The sequence below is a fragment of the Micropruina sp. genome (assembly GCF_047606365.1).
In the GTDB taxonomy this organism is placed as follows: Bacteria; Actinomycetota; Actinomycetes; order Propionibacteriales; family Propionibacteriaceae; genus Micropruina.
This window is the reverse complement of the sequence record NZ_JASGEN010000129.1, coordinates 1-19349: the sequence shown is the minus strand read 5'-3', so window position 1 is coordinate 19349 and position 19349 is coordinate 1. Positions and strand designations below refer to the sequence as shown.

16 protein-coding genes are annotated in these 19349 nt (G+C 68.4%); 9 read left to right on the top strand and 7 right to left on the bottom strand.

What is annotated here, in order from left to right; genetic code table 11:
- Positions 1-53: 53 nt before the first annotated feature.
- The 3 genes from QM624_RS14815 (at position 54) to QM624_RS14805 (ending at position 1412) form a co-directional block, all read left to right on the top strand.
- Complete coding sequence (locus QM624_RS14815) at positions 54-632, top strand: SgcJ/EcaC family oxidoreductase (protein WP_415093137.1); 579 nt, start codon at positions 54-56, stop codon at positions 630-632.
- A 154-nt stretch (positions 633-786) separates the two neighbouring features.
- Positions 787-1032, top strand: coding sequence for a type II toxin-antitoxin system Phd/YefM family antitoxin (locus QM624_RS14810; RefSeq protein WP_415093135.1), 246 nt, complete (start codon positions 787-789; stop codon positions 1030-1032).
- On the top strand, positions 1029-1412 hold the full coding sequence (locus QM624_RS14805) for a type II toxin-antitoxin system VapC family toxin (protein WP_415093133.1): 384 nt from the start codon (positions 1029-1031) through the stop codon (positions 1410-1412). Before QM624_RS14810 ends, QM624_RS14805 begins: the two co-directional genes overlap by 4 nt.
- A 167-nt stretch (positions 1413-1579) precedes the next feature.
- On the opposite strand, the gene QM624_RS14800 is transcribed toward QM624_RS14805, so the two are convergent.
- The 3 genes from QM624_RS14800 to rocF all read right to left on the bottom strand — a co-directional run bounded on the left by QM624_RS14800 (position 1580) and on the right by rocF (position 3531).
- Positions 1580-1756, bottom strand: a complete 177-nt coding sequence (locus tag QM624_RS14800) for a hypothetical protein (RefSeq protein WP_415093131.1) — start codon at positions 1754-1756, stop codon at positions 1580-1582.
- Positions 1732-2451, bottom strand: coding sequence for a 3-methyladenine DNA glycosylase (locus QM624_RS14795; RefSeq protein ID WP_415093129.1), 720 nt, complete (start codon positions 2449-2451; stop codon positions 1732-1734). Before QM624_RS14795 ends, QM624_RS14800 begins: the two co-directional genes overlap by 25 nt.
- A 150-nt stretch (positions 2452-2601) precedes the next feature.
- Positions 2602-3531, bottom strand: coding sequence for an arginase (rocF, locus tag QM624_RS14790; RefSeq protein WP_415093127.1), 930 nt, complete (start codon positions 3529-3531; stop codon positions 2602-2604).
- 181 nt (positions 3532-3712) lie between these two features.
- Here rocF and QM624_RS14785 point away from each other — a divergent pair, with 181 nt between their 5' ends.
- The 6 genes from QM624_RS14785 (at position 3713) to QM624_RS14760 (ending at position 13410) form a co-directional block, all read left to right on the top strand.
- Positions 3713-4846 (top strand): trans-sulfuration enzyme family protein, encoded by a 1134-nt coding sequence (locus tag QM624_RS14785; protein ID WP_415093125.1) that lies wholly within the window; start codon positions 3713-3715, stop codon positions 4844-4846.
- 3 nt (positions 4847-4849) lie between these two features.
- Positions 4850-6559 carry a hypothetical protein gene (locus QM624_RS14780; protein WP_415093123.1) on the top strand — a complete coding sequence of 570 codons (1710 nt, stop codon included), beginning with the start codon at positions 4850-4852 and terminating at the stop codon, positions 6557-6559.
- A gap of 211 nt (positions 6560-6770) precedes the next feature.
- The gene (locus QM624_RS14775) at positions 6771-8030 is read left to right on the top strand and encodes a serine hydrolase domain-containing protein (protein ID WP_415093121.1); all 1260 of its coding nucleotides are present in this window, start codon (positions 6771-6773) and stop codon (positions 8028-8030) included.
- A 322-nt stretch (positions 8031-8352) separates the two neighbouring features.
- Positions 8353-11868: a DNA polymerase III subunit alpha gene (gene dnaE, locus QM624_RS14770; RefSeq protein ID WP_415093119.1), complete on the top strand. Its 3516-nt coding sequence runs from the start codon at positions 8353-8355 to the stop codon at positions 11866-11868.
- A gap of 31 nt (positions 11869-11899) precedes the next feature.
- On the top strand, positions 11900-12550 hold the full coding sequence (locus tag QM624_RS14765; protein ID WP_415093117.1) for a hypothetical protein: 651 nt from the start codon (positions 11900-11902) through the stop codon (positions 12548-12550).
- A complete protein-coding gene (locus QM624_RS14760; protein ID WP_415093115.1) occupies positions 12547-13410 on the top strand; it encodes a CHAD domain-containing protein in 864 nt (287 codons plus the stop codon). The genes QM624_RS14765 and QM624_RS14760 overlap by 4 nt, the downstream gene beginning before the upstream one ends.
- Positions 13411-13583: 173 nt before the next feature.
- Here QM624_RS14760 and QM624_RS14755 read toward each other — a convergent pair whose 3' ends face one another.
- The 4 genes from QM624_RS14755 to QM624_RS14740 all read right to left on the bottom strand — a co-directional run bounded on the left by QM624_RS14755 (position 13584) and on the right by QM624_RS14740 (position 19096).
- Positions 13584-14585, bottom strand: coding sequence for a LacI family DNA-binding transcriptional regulator (locus tag QM624_RS14755; RefSeq protein ID WP_415093113.1), 1002 nt, complete (start codon positions 14583-14585; stop codon positions 13584-13586).
- 134 nt (positions 14586-14719) lie between these two features.
- Complete coding sequence (locus QM624_RS14750) at positions 14720-16282, bottom strand: hypothetical protein (RefSeq protein ID WP_415093111.1); 1563 nt, start codon at positions 16280-16282, stop codon at positions 14720-14722.
- Entirely contained in the window at positions 16275-17663 is a 1389-nt protein-coding gene (locus QM624_RS14745) for an MFS transporter (RefSeq protein WP_415093109.1), read from the bottom strand. The genes QM624_RS14750 and QM624_RS14745 overlap by 8 nt, the downstream gene beginning before the upstream one ends.
- A 206-nt stretch (positions 17664-17869) precedes the next feature.
- Complete coding sequence (locus QM624_RS14740; RefSeq protein WP_415093107.1) at positions 17870-19096, bottom strand: pyrophosphate--fructose-6-phosphate 1-phosphotransferase; 1227 nt, start codon at positions 19094-19096, stop codon at positions 17870-17872.
- Between the last annotated feature and the right edge of the window lie 253 nt (positions 19097-19349).

Genomic DNA, 19349 nt, shown 5'->3' with positions numbered 1-19349 from the left:
GGGCCGGGCACTGCCCGCAAGGCTTACCTTCCCCCGTCGGATGAGGAGGCCAGGTGGCCAAGAAGCTGAAGAAGATTCTCAAGCGTGCCCATGAGCTGAGCTACCTGCCGTTCCCCGACCGCTCGCCGGCGGATCCGCCGCTCGAGGCGCCGATGGACCTGATCAAGGCGTTCGTGAAGGCCTGGGACGCCAAGGACGCCGACGCGATCGGACGGCTGTTCGTCGAGGATGCCGACTTCATCAACGTGGTCGGTCTGCGCTGGACCGGACGGCACTCCATCGTCAAGGCCCAGCGTTTCGGTTTCACCACCGCGTTCGCCGACGCCGAACTGGACCTGATCGAGGTACATCAGCGCTTCCTGGGCGACGATGCCGCCGTGGTGATCGCCCGCTGGCAGATCACCGGTCAGGTCGACCCCGAGGGCGAGCCGGTCGATCCTCGCCGCGGTGTGATCAGCGCCACCTTGGTGAAACTGGCCGACGGCAGCTGGCTCGGGGTGAGCTGCCAGAACACCGACATCGCCCCGGCCGCCGACACCAACGTGTCTCGTGGCGGCACGATCAGCGCCGCCAGCTACATCAAGGGGCCGTCGCCCGCCGCCCTCGCGGCGTCCGATGCGGTGGAGGACTGAGGCAAGCTGCCTCATCCCGGCCGAGCTGGTCGGCTCGGGGTTGCCGGGGTTGCCGTCTGCCGAGCTTGTCGAGTTCCCGTCGGTCGAGCTTGTTGAGACCCTGTACCAACGGATGCATGCAGTCTGGTCTGGTCTGGTCAGCTACCATCAGTAGATGGCCACGGTGAACATTCAGGAAGCAAAGACGCATCTGTCACGTCTGGTGGAGCGAGCCCAGGCTGGGGAGCGCATCACCATCGCACGTGCCGGCAAGCCGCTGGTGGAGTTGGTGGCGATCCGTCGCCCAGACATCGTCTTCGGTGCCGGGGCCGGGCAGGTCATCATCGATGATGCCGCATTCGAGGAATCGGACGCCGAAGTGCGCGCATTGTGGAGCAGCGATCTGGGGGTCGACCGTTGATTCTGCTCGACACCCAGGTGGCGCTGTGGCTGTTGTACGCGCCCGAGCGCGTAGGCAAGCTGGCCCGGCAGGCGATCGAGGAAGCTGAGGCAGTGGCATTCTCAGCGGTTTCCATTGCCGAGATCACCATCAAGAAGATGCTCGGGCGCCTTGATGTGCCTGACGACGTCGCTCGACAGCTGGAGCGATCGGGTCTTACGCCGCTGGCGCTGGACATCGATCATGCGGCTGCGCTCGACGTGTTCAGCGAGTTGGTCCGCCATGACCCGTTCGACCGACTGATCCTTGCTCAAGCACGAGTCGAGCGCGCCACCTTGCTCACTGCCGACAGAGTCTTGCTGAGTCTTGATCTGCCACCGGTGGACGACGCCCGCCGCTAGCGCCACATCCGGGTGGGAGTGCCGGATTGCAGAAGCGCTGATTATTCACGTCAGACCGGGCTTCGACCCGGGATCTCCGGCGGGAGAGATCCCGGATCAAGTCCGGGATGACGGTTGGAGGTGCTTTGATCAGCGCATCCTTGAGTACTCGACGGCCCCGTTCGCAGCTACGGGTTGACCGCGGCGAGCACCCGATCACAGACGGCGATCAGCTGCTGGCGCAGGGCGCTCGCCCGGTCACCGAAATCGCGCTGGGCTTCGATGTACTCAGCCTTGCCGGCGGCTGTCTCGATGGTGACGGGGGAGTAGCCCCAGTCGGTCAGGTCGTAGGGCGAGGCGCGCATATCCAACTCGCGGATCTCCCGGGCCAGCTCGAAACAGTCCGCGACCAGTCGGCCGGCGTGAACGGGGCCAGCTTGTGCGCCCACTTGTAGACGTCCATCTGGGCGTGCAGACAGCCCGGCTGCTCGTTGCGCATCCGGTCGTCCAGCGTCGGACGCAGCGTGTTGCGGGGTGCGGCGTCCGGGGTGAAGAAGCGGTAGGCGTCGTAGTGGCTGCAGCTGATCCGGTGGCTCTCGACCACGGCGTCCGTGCCTGCCGCGCCGAGCCGCAGTGGAACCTGGTTATGCCGCAGGTCGCCGGAATCCAGCCGATAGACCATCGCCCACTCGTGCAGCCCGAAGCAGCCCAGCCGAGCCGGACGGCTCTGCGTCGCGGTCATCAGGTCGCGAATCCAGCGCACCTGGTCAGCTCGGCGGTGGGCCAGAGCGGGGTCGATGAAGGCCGTGTCGCCGTCCACCATGAAACCCCGGACGGCGCCGAACCGGGCGACATCGCCGGCGAGCACGACGCCCGACCCGGGATGCCAGGTGCGCAGCGCTTTGGGGGAGTAGGAGTAGTACTCCCAGAGGAAGTCCTCGACCGGGTGGCGTTCGTTGCGCGACCGGCGACGCAGATGCGGCTCGGTCCAGGCGGCGACCCGCTGATCATGCCGATCGGCGCGGGGTCGCCACTCAGCCTCAGTCAGCCGGACGTCCACGTCCCCGACCTTAGCTCCGCGTCACCGGTCTGCGCTCGCCGCAACCGCCGCGGGTTGAGCTTGTCGAAACCCCTTATCGGGACCGTGTAGCCCGAGGTCTCGGCAAGCTCGACCGGCGAAACTTCGCATCGACCATGGCTTCCTTCGACCTCAGGCCGGGTCGCCCTCGTGGATCCTGAGCAGGGTGCTCTTGCCGAACAGCGACTCGACCAGATCGACCGCCAGCTGGGCGGTGGCGTTGCGGACGTCGAGCGCCGGGTTCACCTCGACCAGGTCGATCGAGGCCAGCTGGCCGCTGTCGGCCAGCATCTCCATGCACAGCGACACCTCGCGGTACGTGGGCCCGCCGACCACCGGCGTGCCGACCCCCGGCGCGATCGTCGGGTCGACGAAGTCCAGGTCGAGGGACAGGTGCACGTGGGTGTTCTCGTCGACGCCCTCCAGCGCGCGCTCCATCGTGCGGCGCATACCGATCTCGTCGAGGTAGCGCATGTCGAACACCTCGATGCCCTGCTCGCGCAGGAACAGCTTCTCGCCCGGGTCGACGCTGCGCAGGCCGATCTGCCGGATCTCGCTCGGATCCATGGCCGGGTAGCGTTCACCGATCCGGGTCAGCTCCTCGGGGCCGTGGCCGGTGAGGCAGGCGACCGGCATGCCGTGGATGTTGCCCGACGGGGTCAGCTCGGCGGTGTTGAAGTCGGCGTGGGCGTCCACCCAGATCACCCGAAGCTTCTTGCCGACCCGGCGGCAGTGATCGGCGATGGCGGCGATCGAGCCGATGCCCAGGCAGTGGTCGCCGCCCAGCACGATCGGCATCCGGCCATCGGCCAGCTCGGCGGACATGGCGTCGTAGAGCGCCTTGTTCCACTCAACCACCTCGGGCAGGTGACGGTAGCCGTTCACCGGAGGCTGCTGCGGGTTGTCGGGTCCGGCGAGGTCGCCGACGTCGCGCACATCGCATCCGAACGCTTCCAACGCGGCCGTGATGCCGGCCACCCGCAGACCCTGCGGTCCCATCCGGCATCCGATCGTGGACGCACCGATATCGGTCGGTACGCCGATCAGACTCACCTGCTGCATATTTTGTTCCCTTCTCCGCTTTGTCCAGCAAGAATGCAACCATGGCGGCGAGTCCGCGGCAACCCTTTCTGTCACTTCTTGCTGTCCACATTCCGTGGCCACCGGGCTGCTGTGAGTCGGACGACGTGAGTCGGACGATCCGCCGGCGATAGTCTCTGGGCACCGATCGAAGGAGTTCTCGATGGCGCACGAAGCCCTCAGCCGCGACACCCTCGCCGTCGTCACCGGACGACCCGGCCGGGCGCCGGGCACCCCGGTCAGTCCCGACATCGAGTTCTCCTCGACCTACGTGTCGTGGGGCCCCTACGGGTACGGCGAGTCGATGTATGCCCGCGGGGACAACGCCACCTGGAAGCTCTTCGAAGAGGCCGTCGGAGCCCTGGAGGGTGCGCCCGACGGAGCAGTCGCCTTCCCTTCGGGGATGGCGGCGGGGACGGCGATCCTGGAGTTGATACCTGACGGCGGCCGGCTGGTGATGGCCGACACCTGCTACAACACCATGCTGGCGCTGGCGTCCGAGCGGGCGGCGTCCGGACGCCTGCAGCTGACCACCGTGGACGCCTCGGACACCGCCGCGGTGGTGGCGGCGCTGCCCGGTGCGGACTGGTTGCTGCTGGAGTCGCCGACGAACCCGCTGCTGCAGATCGCCGACCTGCGGGCTTTGTGCACGGCAGCCCGGGAGGTCGGCGTCCGGGTGGGGGTGGACAACACTTTCGCCACGCCGATGCTGCAGAACCCGCTCGCCCTGGGCGCCGATGTGGTGATGCACTCGGCCACCAAATACCTGTCGGGGCATTCCGATGTGCTACTGGGCGTGGTGATCGCCGCCGACGCCGAGCTGGCCGGTCGAGTGCGGCAGTACCGCACCGTGCAGGGCTCCATTCCCGGCCCCATGGAGACCTGGCTGGCACTGCGCGGGCTGCGCACGCTGCCGGTGCGGTTGGACCGGGCCCAGGCCAGCGCAGGCGTTCTGGCGGAGCGCTTGGCGGCGCATCCGGCGGTCTCCCGGGTGCGCTATCCGGGCTTGCCGGACGACCCCGGCCACGCGGTGGCACAAGCCCAGATGCGAGGATTCGGCGCCATGCTGGCGATCGAGATCGCCGGTGGCGAAGCCGCCGCCCAGGCGGTGGTCGAGGCCGTCCGGCTGTGGGTGCCGGCGACCAGCCTCGGCGGCGTCGAATCGTTGATCGAGCGCCGGCGGCGGATCCCGTCCGAACCGGTCTCGGTCCCGGAGAACCTGCTCCGGCTCTCGGTCGGGCTCGAGGACGTCGAGGATCTGTGGGCCGATCTGCGCCAGGCGCTGGATGCCGTGTGACCGATGGGCCAGCACGCGGGCGGTGACGCACTCGAGATCGGCTGGATCACGGTGTCCGGGGTGCCGTCGGCCGATCCGGCCATCGATGTCGGGCCACCGCCGGAGCTGGTGAGCCGCACGGTCGAGCGGGGCGTGAGCGTTCGCAAAGGGATCATCGAACTCGCCCAGGACCGGGAGGCGGCCTTCCGCGACGACTGGGGCGAGAACACCGGACCGGTGCGCGTGCAGCGTGGCCGGGTCGGCCTGGTGTCCGCCGCCCGCCATCACCGCCCCGAGGTGCGGCTCAGCGCTTACGAGGCTGGTCCGCCGCCGATCGACGACGGGCCGGACGGACCCTCGACGGTGCTGGGAACCTGGCTGGTCATCTTTCCCCGGCGCACGGTCGAGGTGTGGGGCGGCGAACTCGCTTGCGGCGACGCACCGCCGCTGGAACTCCCGCCCTCGCCGGGAGGCCGGTATCTGATGCGGGTGTGGGTGGGCTATCGGGATCTCGGCGGCGAGCCGCTGAAGCGCTGGATCGCCGGGTACCGCAAACGGCACGGCGAGCAGCCGTCCGGCCTGGAGCGGTTCGTGGTGGACGTGTGGCCCGACCCCTTCGCCGCCCCGGTGCCGAGCAGCTGGGCACTGTCGTTCGAGCCCGGCCCGATCCGTCCGGTGGGCTATCGGGAACCGGACGAGCCGGACGGGCGGTTCGACCAGGTGGTCGAGCAGCGGGTGAGTGCCGGGCACGGACCGATCGAGATCGCCGAGGCGAGTGCGGCGGGACGCGACGCCTGGGGACGCGACCGGGGCCGCGTCCGGATCCAGCGCGGCAGAGTGGGCCTGGTGTCGGCCGCGCCGGATCACCGGCCGGAGATTCAGCTGAGCGCCTACACGGCCGAACCGCCGGCGGTCGAGATCCCGGGTGCGGAGACGGTGGTTCCGCTGGGCACCTGGCCGGTGCGATTCGGGCGTCGCCGCGTCGAGGTGTGGAGCGACGCCGCGGACAGCGGACGGGGCCGGCCGCTCCGGTTGCCCAAGGCGAAGGGCGGCCGGTACTTGATGCGGGTGGTCGCCGTCTATCCCGACCTCGGCCCGGGTGGGCTGGAGGAACGGATCCGGCCCCATCGCGAGCAGAACGGCCGGGCGTTGGCCGGCTGGGAACGATTCGTCGTCGAGCTCTGGCCGGCTTCCCCGCAGACCGATTCCGAGCGCGACGGTCACGAGCCGTCGTCGGGGGAGTCGGTAGGCCCGGCCGCCCGGTTGATCGAGCGGAAAGTGGGCGCCGGCTACCGGGCGATCCTGATCGCCACTGACGAGGCCGACTACGACGAAGAGCAGGAGCAGGACGGGCCGGTGCGCATTCAGCCCGACCGGATCGAGCTCGAATCGGCGTCCGACCTTCATGCGCCCGAGGTCCAGGTCAGTGCCTATCTCGCCGAGCCGCCGCCGGTGGAGAGCCCCAGCGATGTGCCGATGGAGACATTGGGGGTCTGGCCGGTCACCATTCACGACCGCGAATTGCGGGTGTGGAGCCTCGACGGCACTCCCGGAAAGAAGACGGTGACGCTGCCCGAGGTGAAGGGCGGGCGCTATCTGGTGCGGGTCGCGGTCGGCTACCGGAGCACCCGGGGACTGTCCCTCGACGACTACGCGATGGACTACTACGAGCGGCACGGCACCACCCTGCGTGGCATCGAGCGCTTCGTCGTCGATCTCTGGCCGGCCCGCTAGGGGGCGCGCTGATCGAGGCCTCCCCATCGTCATCCCGGGCTTGATCCGGGATCTCTCCCCGCCGGAGATCCCGGGTCGAGGCCCGGGACGACGTGAAGGATCAGTGCTTCCCTCACGACGAGCTGCCCTAGGCTTCGATCGAAGCCTCCCGGCCGGGTTCACACCGTGGTGAACCGTCGAACGGCTCGGGGACGACTAGGAAGGACGGCCGATGACCGCCGCGCCCTACACCCAGGTGGATCCCGAAGAGGTCGGCGTCTCCAGCGCCACTCTCCGCAACATCGACGCTCTGCAGGACAGATTCCTGGCCCAGAACGCCTATCAGGGATCGGTGGTGCTGGTCGCCCGGCATGGCAAGGTCTGCTACTTCAAGGCCTTCGGCAAGGCCGACGAAGAGGTGCCGATGGCGACCGACAGCATCTTCCGGCTGGCCTCGATGTCGAAGGTGGTCGCGGCGGCCGCGGTCATGCAGCTGTTTGAGCGTGGGCTGATCGCCCTGCACGAACCGCTCTCGGTGCATCTACCCGAGTTCGCCGACCCGAAGGTGGCCGTGGTCAAGGACTGGCAGGTCACCCAGTTGCGCACCGCGAGTCGTGAGCTGACCCCGCACGATCTGCTGACGATGACCGGCGGCATGACCAACACCTGGTGGTACCGCATGTTCGAACCGCCGATCTACGGGGTGGTGCCGAAGCTGTACCACGAGGCCGGGCTGGTCGACGACCTGAACACCCCACCCACCACGCTGCAGGCGAACACCGAACTGATCGCCTCGCTGCCGCTGATCGCCGACCCGGGCACCATGTTCGACTACTCCAACAACAGCGTCGACGTGCTCTGCCGGCTGGTCGAGGTGGTCTCCGGGATGGACTTCAACAGCTACCTGACCAAGAACATCTTCGAACCGCTGGGTATGCGCGAAATCTGGTTCTTCCCGCCCGAGGACGTCTGGCACCGGATCGCCGCCGTCTACTGGGCGGGCCGCGACGAGAAGCAGACCGAAGCCTCACCACTCGGCCTGGGCAAGCTCGGTCCGCAGTACACGTTCAGTGAGCACAAGACGTTGTTCAGCGGCGCCGGTGGCCTGCACGGCACCACCGCCGACTACTTCCGGTTCGCCCAGATGCTGCTCAACAACGGCGAGCTGGACGGCGTCCGGGTGCTCAGTCCGGCGTCGGTGCGACTGATGACCAGCAATCAGATCGGCGAGCTGAGCAACTGGCAGCTGACCCAGAACAAGTGGGGTTACATGCTAGATATCCAGGCCGGTGAGAACGCGCCGGCGGGTTCGCTGCACTACCTGGGCGGTCCGGGTGCCTACTCCTGGCAGGGGTTCTTCAGCACGAAATTCGTGAACAACCCCCGGTTGGACACGGTGATCATGACGATGTCCACGCCCGGATTCGACGGCGCCCTGCCGCACAATCTGCGGCTGGTCGCCGCCGCCACGGCGGCCGTCGTTGGCGACTGACCTTCTTCGTCACCGCCTCCGGTACGCCCGCCACCCAAGGCCGTTCCCGAAGGAAGCGCTGATCCATTCACGTCATCCCGGGCTCCGACCCGGGATCTCAGGCGGGAGAGATCCCGGATCAAGTCCGGGATGACGATGGCGGGGTTGACTGGTCGCGACGTCGGAGTGCTGGACGGCCGGGGCGACACGCCGAGCGGACGGCGTCCGATCCGGGTGTCGCCGAGAACCGTCGGCGGGCGGGGTTAGGGTAGGGCTCTCCGCTGGACTTCCCCCTGGCGATCCGCCCGGTCCACCACCTGACTCATGGAGGTCGAAACCGCCGATGGCCGATGGGTTCGTGCATCTGCACTGCCATTCCGAGTACTCGATGCTGGACGGCGCCGCGCGGCTGAAAGACCTGGTCAAGGGCTGCGAACAGATGGGCATGCCCGCCCTGGCGGTCACCGACCACGGCAACCTGTTCGGCGCCTACGAGTGGTACAAGGCGGCCAAGGGCAGTGCGGTGAAGCCGATCATCGGGCTCGAGGCGTACCTGACCCCGAAGACGCACCGCAGCGAGCGCAAGCGCGTCCAGTTCGGTGACGGCACCGGTGACGACGTCGCGTCCAAGGGAGCCTACACCCACATGACGATGTGGGCGCAGAACTCCGACGGCATGCACAACCTGTTCCGGCTGAGCTCGCTCAGTTCGCTGGAGGGGTTCTTCTACAAGCCGCGCGCCGACCGGGAACTGCTGCACCGCTACGCCAAAGGCCTGCTGGCCACCACCGGCTGCCCGTCCGGTGAGGTGCAGACCTACCTGCGGCTCGGCCAGTACAAGCAGGCCGTCGAGTCGGCCGCCGAGTTCCGCGACATCTTCGGCGCCGGGAACTTCTACTGCGAACTGATGGACCACGGCCTCGACATCGAGCGCCGCGTCCGGCACGACCTGCTGCGGCTGGCGAAGGACCTGAAGCTGCCGCTGGTCGCCACCAACGACCTGCACTACGTGCACGCGAATGACGCCGAAGCCCACGACACCCTGCTGTGTGTGTCGTCCGGCTCGAACCGGGACACCCCGAACCGGTTCAAATTCGACGGCAACGGCTACTACCTGAAGAGCCCGGCCGAGATGCGCGAGATCTGGCGTGAGCTGCCTGAGGCCTGCGACAACACGCTGGCCATCGCCGAACGCTGCGAGACGCACTTCGACGAGGGCACCGGCACCTACATGGCCCGCTTCCCGGTGCCCGCCGGCGAGACCGAGGAGTCCTGGTTCGCCAAAGAGGTGCGCCGCGGGCTGGAGCGCCGCTTCCCCGAAGGCGTCCCGGACTACGCCACCGACCAGGCCGAGTTCGAGCAGGAAGTCATCATCGGCAAGGGTTACGCCGGCTACTTCCTGGTGGTCGCCGACTTCATCAACTGGGCCAAGAACAACGGCATCCGGGTGGGCCCGGGCCGTGGTTCCGGTGCCGGTTCGATGTGCGCCTACGCGCTGCGGATCACCGACCTCGACCCGGTGCCGCACGGACTGATCTTCGAACGCTTCCTGAACCCCGAACGTCCCTCGATGCCCGACTTCGACATCGACTTCGACGAGCGTCGGCGGGGTGAGGTGATCCGTTACGTCACCGAGCGGTACGGCGACGACCACGTCTGCCAGATCGTCACCTACGGCACCATCAAGGCCAAGCAGGCGATCAAGGACGCCGGCCGGGTGCTGGGCAAGCCGTTCGGCCTGGGCGAGCGGATCACCAAGGCCTACACTCCGCCGGTGATGGGCAAGGACGTCCCGCTGCCCGAGGTGTTCAACCCGCAGCACGCCCGCTACGCCGAGGGCGGCGAGTTCCGGGCCATGTACGAGTCCGAGCCCGAGGTCAAAGAGGTCGTCGACACGGCGATGGGCATCGAGGGCCTGAAGCGGCAGTGGGGCGTCCATGCCGCCGGCGTGATCATGTCGTCGGCGCCGCTGCTCGACGTCATCCCGATCATGAAGCGGGAGTCCGACGGTCAGATCATCACCCAGTTCGACTACCCGAGCTGTGAGTCGCTCGGCCTGGTCAAGATGGACTTCCTGGGCCTGCGCAACCTGACCATCCTGGACGACGCGATCGCCAACGTGAAGGCGAACCAGGGCATCGACCTCGACCTGGACGAGCTGAGCAAGGACCCGACCGACGCCAAGACCTACCAACTGCTGGCCTCCGGCGACACCCTCGGCATCTTCCAGCTGGACGGCTCCGGCATGCGCGTCCTGCTGCGTCAGATGCAGCCGGACAACTTCGAGGACATCTCCGCGGCGCTCGCGCTGTACCGGCCCGGTCCGATGGGTGCCAACAGCCACACCAACTACGCGCTGCGCAAGACCGGCAAGCAGCCGATCACCGCGATCCATCCCGAACTGGCCGAACCGCTGGCCGAGATCCTCGACCTCACCTACGGCCTGATCGTCTACCAGGAGCAGGTCCAGCAGATCGCGGTGAAGGTGGCCAACTACACCCTGGGTGCGGCCGACCAGCTGCGCCGGGCGATGGGCAAGAAGAAGAAAGAGGTGCTGGACGCCGAATTCGTCAACTTCGAATCCGGCATGCAGGCCAACGGATTCTCCGCCTCGGCGATCAAATCGCTGTGGGACATCCTGGTGCCGTTCTCCGACTACGCCTTCAACAAGGCGCACACCGCCGCCTACGGGCTGATCTCGTACTGGACGGCCTATCTGAAGGCCAACTACCCGGCCGAATACATGGCGGCGCTGCTGCAGTCGGTGAAGGACGACAAGGACAAATCGGCCATCTACCTGGCCGAATGCCGCCGGATGGGCATCAAGGTGCTGCCGCCCGACGTCAACGAGTCCGACGGCATGTTCACCCCGGTCGGCAACGACATCCGCTACGGTCTCGGCGCCATCCGCAACGTCGGCGACAACGTGGTGAAGGGCATCGTCGAGGGCCGCGAAACCAACGGCAAGGCGTCCGACTTCAACGAGTTCCTGGACAACGTGCCGCTGGTGGTGTGCAACAAGCGGGTGATCGAATCGCTGATCAAGGCCGGCGCCTTCGACTCGCTGGGGCACACCCGCCGCGCGCTGATGGAGTGCTACGAGCAGAAGGTCGACGAGGTCATCGACCTGAAGCGCAACCAGGCCAACGGCCAGGACGACCTGTTCGGCGACTTCGGCGGGGGAGAGGCGCTGGTCAGTTCCCCGGTGCCCGACGTCGAGGAATGGGAGAAGCGGATCCGGCTCGCCTTCGAACGCGAGATGCTCGGCCTGTACGTGTCGGACCATCCGCTGCTCGGCCTGGAACATGTGCTGCTGGCCAACCGTGACCATTCGGTGGGCCAGATCATGGCCGAGGACGGCCCGCGCGACATCCAGACCACCATCGCCGGCATGATCACCCAGGTCACCCGCAAGCAGACCAAGAACGGCGACCTGTGGGCCATCCTGTCGGTCGAGGACCTGGACGCCTCGGTCGAGGTGCTGCTGTTCCCGAAGGTGTACAACACGGTGGCGTTGCAGCTGGCCACCGACACCATCGTCCGGATCAAGGGCAGGGTGGTCGGCAAGGACGAGGGCGTCGAGATCCGCGCCACCGAGGTGAGCTTCCCGGACGTCTCGGAAGGGCCGTCCGGGCCGGTGGTGATCTCACTGCCGGCGGCACGCTGCACCCCGGTGGTTGTGCAGCAGTTGCGCACGGTGCTGACCAGCCATCCGGGCACCACCGAGGTGCGGGTGCGGCTCACCACGTCGAACCGGACCACGGTGTGGAAGCTGGAGGAGACCTTGCGGGTGCTGCCCTCCCCGCCGCTGATGGCCGACCTGAAGGCGCTGCTCGGACCGTCGTGCGTCAGCGTGTGAGTGCCGGCGGCCTCCCACTAGGCTGTGCCGGGTGAGTGCCGCGCCGACTCCGACTCCCACCGGCCAGGTGGCGGTTGCGGCGCGCCGCGACGACCGCACCGCGGCCGCCATCATGGCTGGCATCGCGGTGATCGCCGGCGTCGCCGGGGCCGTGCTGTGGCGGCTGGTGGTGCACCTGCCGGCCTACGTCGTGCAACCGGACGGCTCGGCCACGGTCAGTGAGCGGGCCCTCACCGAGTTCTTCGCCGGAGACGCCTGGTACACCGTGATCGGGGTGGTGGTCGGCGCGGGGCTGGGCATTGCGAGCTGGCGCCGGTTCAAAGGCATCGGCTGGCCGTGCGCCTTCCTGGCCGCCGGCCTGGGGCTGCTGGCCGGACTGATCTGCTGGCAGCTCGGCGAGATTCTCGGCGGCGTCCCGTTCGACGAGCGGCTGGCTGCCGCGAAGCCGGGCGACACGGTGCCGATCGCGCTCGCGTTGCGGTCGCCGTCCGCGCTTGCCGTCTGGGCCTTCGCGGCGGTCACCCCGATCCTGCTCGGCTCGGCCCTCGGCCCCGACGAAGAGGCCGCACCCCGGCAACCCCGCCGACGTCGTCGGCAGGGCCCCCCTCAGCAACCCGAGCAGCGCGAGGTCGTCGACGACCTGGGCGTCGTCCGCACCGAAGAGAACGCGAGCAACCAGTGACAACAGCCTCCGACGTCGTCCTCGACTATCTACGCATCCAGGGCGACGTGATCGCCGGTCGCGCCGACGACGTCCGGGTCGACGCCCCGGACGCGGTGCACCGCAGCCGCGTCGCGACGCGGCGTTCGCGCAGCGCACTGCGCACCTTCGCGCCACTGTTCCGACGTCCGCCGTTGCGGGCGCTGCGCAACGAACTGGCCTGGCACGCCGACCATCTGGGTGCGCCGCGCGACGCCGAGGTGCTCAAGGAACGACTGCTGGCCGCGCTCGCCACCCTGCCCGTCGACCCGGCCTACGGGCCCATCGCCGACCGGCTGGCGGCCTCGCTGGATGAGACCCATGCCCGTGCCCACGCCTCGCTGGTGGAGTCGATGGCGACCGACCGCTACACAGCGCTCCGCGACGCGCTCGCCGCTTTCCTCGCCGACCCGCCGGTGCGCAAATCCGCGCGTGGCGAGGGTGCCGAGGTGCTGCCGGACCTGCTGGCCGGCGCCGTCGATCGGGTCGGACGGCTCACCGAGCGGGCCGCAGAGATCGACGACGACGCCCACCGCTGGCACGAGGTGCGGAAGGCCGCGAAGGCCGCACGCTACTGCTCGGAGGCGCTGATACCTGCCTTCGGCGACGACGCCCGCACCCTGGCCGAGGCCTGGGAACAGGTCACCGAGTCGTTCGGTGAGCACCAGGACACGGTGGTCGCCGAGACCTACCTGGCCACCGAGGCCGTCCGGGCCAGCCAGGCCGGTGAACCGGCCGACGGCTACCTGGCGCTGATCGCGCTGGAACTGGATCTTCGTGAGGAATCACTGCACACCGGGCAGCGCGCCCTGCACGAAGCACTCGAGCTGCCCCTGCCGTAGTCACCCGCTGGTTGAGCTTGTCGAAACCTTTACGCGGGGTCTCGACAAGCTCGACCAACGGTGGGGGTCTCGACAAGCTCGACCAACGGTGGTGGGGGTCTCGACAAGCTGGGGCAGGCGACGGAGATCCCGGCGTTCGCCGGGATGACGTACCGGTGGGCACCACGCCGTGGTCAGCGGGGTGGACCACTGGAGTCGCGCACCACCAGCTCGACGGGGGCCAGATAGTCCCCGGCGCGTTCACCCCGCAGGTGACGGACGGCTTCGGCGCCGACCGCGCGCCGGTCCAGGCGCACGGTGGTCAGTGCGGGTGCCAGGAACTCGGAACTGGTCAGGTCGTCGTGGCCGACCACCGACAGGTCACGCCCGATCTCCAGACCGCAGTCGCGGGCGGCGCGGTACACCGAATGCGCCGACCAGTCCGAGTTGGCGATCACCGCGCTCGGCCGCTCCAGCGGGTCGGCGAGGGCGTCGAGCAGCCGCGTGGTGATGGCGGCGCCGCGCAACTCGGTGTGCAGGGTGAGCGGCGCGATGCCGTTCTGCCGGCAGCGGGCGAGGTAGCGCTCCAGTCGATCACCGTCGGACATCAGGCTGTACGGCGCGGTGAGGAAGCCGATCCGGCGGTGGCCCAGCTCCCACAGGTGATCGAAGGCCAGGTCGACAGCAGCCGGATCGGGGGCGACATGGTCCATCCCGGCGTCGGGTTGCACGCTCGAGTTCAGCAGCACCACCGGAGCCTCGGGTTGCGCGGCCCGCCACTCGTCGACGGCCGCCGCCACACCGACCGGTGCGATGGCCAGCCCGGAGACCCGCCGCGACAGCAGGTAGCGGATGTGCCGCCGCTCGTGGTCCTCGGAGTAGTCGGAGTCCATCATCATCACCGCGACGCCGTGCTCGAGGGCGGCCGCCTGCATCCCCGACAGCACGTCGTTGAAGTACGGATTGGCCACGTTGCGCACCACCAGGGCGAAGACGGCACTGCGTCCGGTGCGCAACTCCCGCGCGATCGGATCGGGCACGTAGCCGAGTTCGAGGGCGGCGGCGACCACGCGTGCCCGCGTCTCGGGTGCCACCCCGGGACGGTCGTTGAGCGCCATGCTGGTCTGGGAGACCGAGACGTCCGCGGCCTGCGCCACCATCTTCAAAGTGACCCGGTCAGGGTTCGGCTTGGTCATCGTGGTGCCTCGTCGCCGCGGATGAGAACACCACTGTACCGACCGACGCGGCACCGTTGGCCGAGCTTGTCGAAACCCTTGCCAGGGCCGGTTCGACCGAGGTCTCGACGAGCTCGACCAGCGATGGTCAACGCTCAGTCTCCGCGCAGCGCCCGGGTCAGTTCGGACGGCAGCGGCACCCGCAGCACGACGTTGCGGTCGTCCGGGGTGCCTTCGGCATGGATGCCGCCGACGCTGCCCGGATCGTTGGCGGCCACCTCGCGGTGCAGTCCGGCCAGGCCGGCCGTGGTGAGGTCCCAGTCCACCGGCGCCAGTGAGTCGATCATGGTGGCCGTGATCACCGCACCCTGCTCGGTGACGTCGAGGGCGAGATGCCGCAACTGCACCGGCCATTCGGCGATGGCGCTGGTGATCACCTCCCAGAATCCGCCACCGGTGGCCGCAGGACGGGCCACCACCCGGTTCACGTGGACATGCCCGGACAGCCACGCCACCACCTGCGGGTGCTGGTGCAGCAGCGCCCGGACGTCGCCGGCGAGGTGAAGCCCCGCGTCGTCCGGACCGGTGGCGTTGTCCATGGTGTCGAGACCGTGGTGGGACAGCAGCAGCACCAGCCGCGGATCGTCCGAATCGGGCCCGACCTCGGCCAGCCGGTCCGCCAGCCAACCGAACTGGACGTCGTCCACGCAGCCGTTGACGTCGCCGTACGGGTTGGTGGTGTCGAGGCTGATCAGCCGGACGCCGGGCACGCCGTCCCAGACGTAGTACGCGGTGCCGGAGGCCACATTGTCCATGGTGTAGCCGTGCCCGTCCGGGTCGGCGCCCTGCCGGAAATGTGCCGCGACATGCTCGGTCTTGGTGACGCTGCCGCGCCGCTCGTCGCGCTCGATCGGAGCGCGGGTGCCGGTGCTGACCACCCACGGATCGGCCATGTAGTCGACCATCGCGTCGCTGTCGGGCAGGTAGTCCGACGGTGGGAGCACCGGCTTGGCAGGGCCGGTCAGGAAGGCGTCGTAGTCGGGCGGGAACGGCGTCCGGCCCTGCAATAGGCAATCGTGGTTGCCGTACACGCTCAACCACGGCACGCCCACCCCGGCACTGACGAACGGCGTGCGTGCCGCGTCCAGGGCACCCGGGACGTCGGGCAGGCCGCGGGCGCTCCAGGCGTCCGTGCTGCCCGGTTCGGGATGCCAGAAGCTGTCGTCGGTGCCGCCGGTCGGGCTGGCCGGGTGACCGACGCCCAGGTCGTCCGGCCGGATCTCGCCACCGTCGAGCGCGGTCAGGTAGGCCTCGACCTCATTGCGTTGCGCCGAGTCGGTGTTGTCGCCGGTGGTGACCAGCACGTCCACCGCGCACTGCTCGGACGCCTGTCGCGCGGTGGCGGCGACGGCCGCCAGCGCCTGCAGCTCCAGGAACTCCTGCGGACGGTACGCCGGCAGCATCCGCTGCCAGCGCGGTTCACCGTCGAAGCGTTGCAGGAACTCGGTGCGGCTGGGGGAGAGCAGGTCGGCCAACTGGAAGTCGGTGATGTGCAGCAGGCTGAGCAGCCGCGTCGACCCGCCCCAGCCCTCACCGGTGCCGAACTCGGTGCGATCGCGGTGTGCTTCCCCCGGTGCCGGGCGCAGCGGAACGTAACCTCCGTCGTACTCGCCGACGCGCTCGATCCGAGCCGACGTCGTCCAACCCTGGTCAGGCATTCTTCGCAGCCTTGGCATTGGTCGGGTCGAGTTCCTCCAGGCTCCGGTGCAGGGTTTCCGGTGCGAGCGCGATGCAGATCACCAGCCCGGCCAGGCCGATCACGGCGAAGAACCAGAGCGCGGCGTTCGCGCCCCACAGAGCCACGAAGTTGGGGAAGACCAGCACGCCCATGATCGAGCCGATGCGGCTGACCGAGGTGGCCAGACCGGCCGCGCTGGCCCGGATCGAGGTGGGGAACAACTCGGTCGGGTAGACGAAGTTGAGGATGCCGCCACCGGCGTTGGAGAACAGCACCGCGGTGCTGAACATGACGATCAGGAAGCCCAGACCGGGGTCGGTGTTCAGTGCCAGGATGACCAGGGACGCGGTCAGGCCGGCGAAGCTGGTGATGATCAGCGGACGGCGTCCCCAGCGGTCGACGACGTTCATGCCGATGATCGAGCCGACCAGGCCGAGCACGGCAACCAGGCCGCTGCCGATGATGGTCAAGGTGCGGTCGTTGCCGGTGAACGGGGCCAGGATCGTCGGGGTGTACATCGAGATGCCGTAGTACGCGGTCGCGTAGCAGAACCAGAACCCGCAGACGAAGAAGGTGCGGCGTCCCAACTCGCCCTTGAACAGGTCGCGCACCGGAATGACCGGCGGCTTCTCCAGCGAGATGTTCGGGTCGACCTCGACACCGGTGACCTTGCGAAGCACCTCGCGGGCGTCGGCCTCGCGTCCGTGCGCCACCAGCCAGCGCGGCGACTCGGGCAGCTTCACCCGGAAGATGAAGACGACCAGCGCGAACACGGCGCCGAGCAGCAGCAGCGCGCGCCAGGCGAAGTCACCCAGCGGCGCGAGCAGCAGACCGAAGATGTAGGCGGCCACGGCGCCGACGAACCACATGCCGGCCAGTGAGGTGCCGTGCATGCCGCGGCGCTTGTTGGAGCTGAATTCCGACACCAGGGTGGCTGAGATCGGATAGTCGGCGCCGATCCCGACGCCGAGCAGGAACCGGAAGATGATCAGCGGCCAGATGTCCCAGGCGAACGCGGTGAGCGTCGCGAATACGACGAAGGCGAGCAGGTCGACCACGTACATCGCCTTGCGGCCGTATTTGTCGGTCAGGTTGCCCAGCCAGCTGGCTCCGATCAGCGAACCGATGATCGCCGACGACACGATCAGGCTCTGATCGAGAGCGGTGATGTGCCACTCTTCCTTGATCATCGGCAGCGCGACCGCGATGACGGTCAGGTCGAAGCCGTCGAGGAAGGTGCCGCCGGCCGAAAGCAGGGTGACCCGGCGCTGGAATTTGCGTAGTTGCGGGGTGTCGACCTCGTCGAAACCACTGGTGGTGAGAACTGCTGGGCTGGACGAGCCCGGCTGCGCCCCGGTCATATCGGCCTCCATGACGATCGGACGATCCGTTTGCCGTCGCTGGCGATACGAATCGATTCGGACGCGCGGCAGCCTATTTCAGAATCGATTCGGAGCTCAAGAGGTGGCCAGGTGAACGTTGCGCGAACCAGTAGGGAATGTGTCCTGAACGCACCGATGCCCCCGAAGAATTGGGGGCATCGGGAATGTGCGGGTGGAGAATCGCGTCAGTGGGCCGCGGGCGGCGCCGCCACGGGCTCGGGCTGACCGATCTCGGACAGCAGCTGCAGGTACCAGTCCTGGCCGATGTCGAACGGCTTGCCGCCCTTGATCCGGTCGAAGGCGATGGCGCTGAGCACGTCGTCGTTCTCTTCGTCGTGACCGATCACCCCGGGCTGGCCACGCAGCGCCGAGGCGACCGCGAGGTCGGTCATGGAATGGATCAGGTCGAGGTCGAACTGGTTGGCGGCGGCCGAACGGGCGTAGTAGCCGGACTTCTGCACCAGGGTCTTCTCGGCGCCCAGCATCTCGGCGAACTGCTGGCCGAACCAGGCCCCCGGGTTCACCTTGTCGAGCCGGATGTGGCCGAACGCGTCGCGCGGCACCTCCTGGCCGGCCTTCTCCATCTCGGCGACGATGCTCTCCACGCCGGCGCCCTCGGAGACGAAGATGTTCACGCAACCGACGGTGTCCATCACTTCCTTGAGCCGGGCGGCCTCCGCCTGCAGGTCGATCTCGGCCTCGGGGACGAACACCGCGTGCACGTCCCAGGCCTTGGAGTCGAGGCCGATCTCGGGCAGCCATTCGGCGGCGGTCAGCCATTCGCGGTACTTGCGGGCGGTGGCGGCGGTGAGCCAGCCACAGTTGCGGCCCATCACCTCGTGCACGATCAGCAGCCGGGTGCCCGCGTTGTGCTCGGCCAGCACGTTACGGGAGAACCGGGCGCCCATCTCGGCGGCCGTGTCGGCGCCGAGCGACTGCCGAATCGGCACCACGTCGTTGTCGATGGTCTTGGGCAGGCCCACCACGGTGAGGCCGTAGTCGTTGCTGGCCAGGTAGGCGGCCAGGTCGGCGGCGGTGGTGTTGGTGTCGTCGCCGCCGATGGTGTGCAGCACGTCGACCCCGTCGGCGACCAGCCGGTCGGCGGCCACCTTGAGCGGATCGACGCCCTCGGCCACGAGTCCGCGCTTGACCAGGTCCTTGGCGTTGGTCAGCTTGACCCGCGAGTTGCCGATCGGCGAACCGCCGTAGAGGTGCAACAGGTGGGCCTTCGCGCGGACCTCGGGGGTGACCTCGAGGAAGTCGCCGGTCAGCAGCCCCTGATAGCCGTAGCGATAGGCGATGATCTCGACCTCGGGCGCCACCTCGGTGTAGCGCTGGATCAAGCCACCGATGGCCGAGGACAGGCAGGGGGCGAATCCACCGGCGGTGAGCAGGGCAACCTTCTGAACCATGAATTGGGCCTTTCTGGCAGGCGAGATGTGAGAGTCAGCCTAACGGACCGCCGCCGCCGAGGTGTGGGCGACAATCTGCCGCGAAGCCTGTGGACAACCACCCACCCGGGTGCCGCTCGGTGCACACTGAACGACATGCGAGGCAACGGACGCGACGAGCGCGGCCAGGCGCTCTCGGTGTTCGTGCTGGTGACCGTGGTCGCCCTGCTGCTCGTCGCCGGGCTGGTGGTGGACGGCGGGCGCAAGACCGCCG